This window comes from Promicromonospora kroppenstedtii DSM 19349 (assembly GCF_000515355.1).
Lineage (GTDB): Bacteria > Actinomycetota > Actinomycetes > Actinomycetales > Cellulomonadaceae > Promicromonospora > Promicromonospora kroppenstedtii.
Genome location: NZ_KI911710.1, coordinates 75,006 through 79,364, shown reverse-complemented (window position 1 = coordinate 79,364; position 4,359 = coordinate 75,006). Strand labels below are relative to the sequence as shown.

Genomic DNA, 4,359 nt, shown 5'->3' with positions numbered 1-4,359 from the left:
GGTTCGCGGCGGCGACGGCGCCCGAGGTCACCGACGCCCTGCGGCGCGCGCCGCTGCGCGAGCTGGTCTCGGCGTCGGACGCCTACCCGCTGCGGGTCTCGAGGCGCCTGGCGCTGGCCGGGTCCTGGTACGAGATGTTCCCCCGCTCCGAGGGGGCGTACCAGAAGAAGGACGGCACGTGGGTGTCCGGCACGTTCGCGACGGCGGCGAGGCGGTTGCCGGCCATCGCGGCGATGGGGTTCGACGTGGTCTACCTGACGCCGGTCTCGCCCATCGGCACCACGTTCCGCAAGGGCCGCAACAACACGCTGGAGGCGGCGCCCGGCGACCCGGGCAGCCCCTACGCCATCGGATCGGCGGACGGCGGGCACGACGCGATCCACCCGGACCTGGGCACGGAGGCAGACTTCCGCGACTTCGTGGGCGCCGCGCGCGCCGTGGGCCTGGAGGTGGCGCTCGACATCGCGCTGCAGTGCTCCCCCGACCACCCGTGGGTCACCGAGCACCCGGAGTGGTTCGTGGTGCGCGCGGACGGGTCGATCGCGTACGCGGAGAACCCGCCCAAGAAGTACCAGGACATCTACCCGCTCAGCTTCGACACCGACCCGGACGGCCTGTACGCGGCGGTGCTCGGCGTGATCCGCACGTGGATCGACCGGGGCGTCACGCTGTTCCGCGTCGACAACCCGCACACCAAGCCGCTCGACTTCTGGGAGTGGCTGCTGGCCGAGGTGTACCGGACGAACCCCGAGGTCATCTTCCTGTCGGAAGCGTTCACCAAGCCCGCGATGATGCAGACGCTGGCCCGGATCGGCTTCCACCAGTCGTACACCTACTTCACCTGGCGCAACACCAAGGAGGAGGTCGCGGAGTACCTCGCGGAGGTGAGCGGGCCGCAGGGCTCGGTGCTGCGCCCGTCGTTCTGGCCCACCACCCACGACATCCTGCCGCCCTACCTGATCGAGGGCGGCGTCTCGGCGTTCGCGGTGCGCGCGGTGCTGGCGGCCACGGGCTCGCCCACGTGGGGCATCTACTCCGGCTACGAGCTCGTGGAGAACGTGCCGCGGCCCGGCGTGGAGGAACAGATCGACAACGAGAAGTACGAGTACCGGCCGCGCGACTGGGCGCGTGCCGACGAGTACGGGATCGCCCTCCTGCTCGGTGAGCTGAACGCGATCCGCCGCACGCACCCGGCCCTGGGCCAGCTGCGCAACCTGACCGTGCACCCGACCACGAACGACCAGGTGGTCGCGTACTCGCGCCGGATCTCGGCCGATCACGCGTCGCGCGCGACAGGGGCGGCGGCGGGCCGCACCATGAGAGCAGGGGGTAACGATCGGCGTGCCCCGCGGCACGACGACGTGATCGTGGTCGTGCTGAACCTGGACCCCCGGAACGTGCAGGAGTCTGTAGTGCACCTGGATCTCTCCGCCCTCGGCCTCAGCGCCCCCGACGGCGACGACAACGCCCCGTTCTACGTGGCGCACGACCTCCTGTCGGGCGAGACCTACGGCTGGGGAGCCCATCCCTGGGTGCGCCTCGACCCGCAGGTCCGGGTGGCCCACGTGCTGCAGGTGGGCCCCGCATGACGACGTTCGGGCCGGGTGGCCCCGCCGTCGGGCCCCCGGAGGGATACCCCGCACAGCCGACGCCGGAGCGGCCGGCCGCGCCACAACGCCCGGCCATGCCCAACCCGCCGTCGGTGCCGGTGCCCGTCCAGGCGCTGCCGCCGCGCCGGCAGCCGCGGGTGGACGCCCGGCGCAAGGGCCTGTCCGACGACCCCGAGTGGTACAAGAAGGCGGTCTTCTACGAGGTCATGATCCGGTCGTTCTCCGACTCGGGCGACAACGGGACCGGCGACCTGCGCGGCCTGGTGGAGCGGCTCGACTACCTGGAGTGGCTCGGCGTCGACTGCCTGTGGCTGCCGCCGTTCTTCCCGTCCCCGCTGCGCGACGGCGGGTACGACGTCGCGGACTTCACCGCCGTCTCGCCGCAGTTCGGCACGATGGCGGACTTCAGCGACCTGGTCGCCGCGGCGCACGAGCGCGGCATCCGCGTGGTGATCGACCTGGTCATGAACCACACCAGCGACGCGCACCCGTGGTTCCAGGCGTCCCGCGCCGACCCGGACGGCCCGTACGGCGACTTCTACGTGTGGAGCGACGACGCCACGCGGTACCAGGACGCGCGCATCATCTTCGTGGACACCGAGACGTCGAACTGGACGTTCGACCCGGTGCGCCGGCAGTACTTCTGGCACCGGTTCTTCAGCCACCAGCCCGACCTCAACTTCGAGAACCCGCGCGTCGTCGAGGCCATGCTCGACGTCGGCCGGTTCTGGCTGCAGCTCGGGGTGGACGGGTTCCGGCTCGACGCCGTGCCGTACCTGTTCGAGTCCGAGGGCACCAACTGCGAGAACCTGCCCGAGACCCACGCGTTCCTGCGCCGGGTGCGGCGGATGATCGACACCGAGTTCCCGGGCCGCATCATGCTGGCCGAGGCGAACCAGTGGCCCGCGGACGTCGTGGAGTACTTCGGCACGGACGACGACCCCGAGTGCCACATGTGCTTCCACTTCCCCGTGATGCCGCGCATCTTCTACGCGATCCGCGACCAGCGGGCCCGCCAGCTCCTGGAGATCCTCGCGGACACGCCCGCCATCCCGGCGGGCGGGCAGTGGAGCACGTTCCTGCGCAACCACGACGAGCTCACCCTGGAGATGGTGTCCACCGAGGAGCGCGCCAGCATGTACGGCTGGTACGCCCCCGACCCCCGGATGCGCGCGAACGTGGGCATCCGACGGCGGCTTGCGCCGCTGCTCGACAACTCCCGCAAGGAGATCGAGCTGGCCAACGCGCTGCTCCTGTCGATGCCGGGCACGCCGTGCCTCTACTACGGCGACGAGATCGGCATGGGCGACAACATCTGGCTGCCGGACCGCGACGCGGTGCGCACCCCGATGCAGTGGACGCCGGACCGCAACGCCGGCTTCTCCACCGCCGACCCCGGCAAGCTGTACCTGCCGCTGGTCCAGTCGCTGGTGCACCACTACCAGCACACCAACGTGGAGGCCCAGCTCGCGCAGCCGACGTCGCTGCTGCACTGGATGCACAACATGCTGGCCTTCCGGCGGCTGCACCCCACGTTCGGCACGGGCGACTTCACGGCGCTGGACTGCAACGACGAGTCGGTGCTGGCGTTCACGCGCTCCTCCTCCGAGGAGACGCTGCTGATCGCCGCGAACCTCTCGGCGACCGCCCGGTCCTCGACGATCAAGCTCCCGGGGTACGCGGGCTGGACGCTCACCGACGTGTTCGGCGGGGCCGGGTTCCCGAGCGTGGGCGACGACGGCATCCTGACGATGACCTGGGGCGCACGTGACTTCTACTGGCTGGTGCTCGCTCCGCCCACGCCGGCCGGAGCAACGGCCGCGCCGGATGACACGGCAGGGCAGGCGCGAGCGGTGTGAGCCCGGTACCCCCCGTCCACGTCTCCCCCGGAGCCGCGCACCTCTCCCCCGAGGTGCTGCGGCTGCTGGACAAGTGGCTGCCCCAGCAGCGCTGGTACCCGGTGCCGGCCGAGGGGGTCACGCACCAGCCGTGGCTCACGGTCACGTTCGGGGGCGTCGCCGACGTGGTCGTCGCGCTCCTGCGGCTGGCCGGGCCCGGGCTGGCCGCCGGCGACGAGTCGCTGGTGATCCAGGTCCCGCTGGTGCTGACCCCGACCGCGGAGCCGGAGGCCGACACGGCCGAGACCGAGGAGGCCGGGCTGATCGGCACGGTCACCACCGCGTCGGGCAGGGTCACCGTGCACGACGGCGGGGTGCACCCCGTCGCGTGGCACGCCTACTTCACGGCAGCACTGCCCGGCACGTGCGAGCCGGAGGACTGCGCAGAGCTCGCCGGGGCGCGGCGCATCTCCGGCGAGCAGTCGAACACCTCCGTGGTGCTGCCCGCCCTGCCGCACGCGACGGGCCGCGGCGGGATGCTGAAGATCCTGCGGACAGTGGCGCTCGGCCCGCACCCCGACGTCGTGATCCCCGCGGCTCTCACCCGGGCCGGCTGGGACGGCGTGCCACGCTACCTCGGGTCGGTCGAGCTGCCGGCCGACGGTCCCGGAGCTCCTGGCACTCCTGGGGATTCCGGGGCGGCCGTCGAGGCGCCGGCCCGCGCACACCTCGCCGTGCTCTCCGAGCTCGTGCACGAGGCGACGGACGGGTTCGAGCTGGCCTGCGCCTACGCGGCGCGGGACGAGGACTTCGGGGAGCGCGCGCTGGAGCTCGGCGCCGTCGTCGCGCACCTGCACACCGCCCTGCGCGAGGCGCTGGGCCCCGGCCCGGCGCTCGAGCCCGCGGGTTTC

At 72.2% G+C, this 4,359-nt stretch carries 3 protein-coding genes; all 3 read left to right on the top strand.

The features are described from left to right. Positions 1-1,589, top strand: a 1,589-nt coding sequence (locus tag PROKR_RS19770) for an alpha-amylase family protein (protein ID WP_036966120.1), incomplete at its 5' end; no start/stop codon positions are given. 95 nt (positions 1,590-1,684) lie between these two features. Continuing rightward, entirely contained in the window at positions 1,685-3,469 is a 1,785-nt protein-coding gene (gene treS, locus PROKR_RS19765; protein ID WP_051433165.1) for a maltose alpha-D-glucosyltransferase, read from the top strand. Continuing rightward, a partial coding sequence (locus PROKR_RS35550; RefSeq protein WP_036966114.1) for a maltokinase N-terminal cap-like domain-containing protein occupies positions 3,466-4,359 on the top strand: 894 nt, incomplete at its 3' end. The genes treS and PROKR_RS35550, both read left to right, overlap by 4 nt.

Excerpts from the sequence above, each read along its gene's own strand:
- treS (WP_051433165.1), top strand. The coding sequence starts at position 1,685 with ATGCCCAACCCGCCGTCGGTGCCGGTGCCCGTCCAGGCGCTGCCGCCG.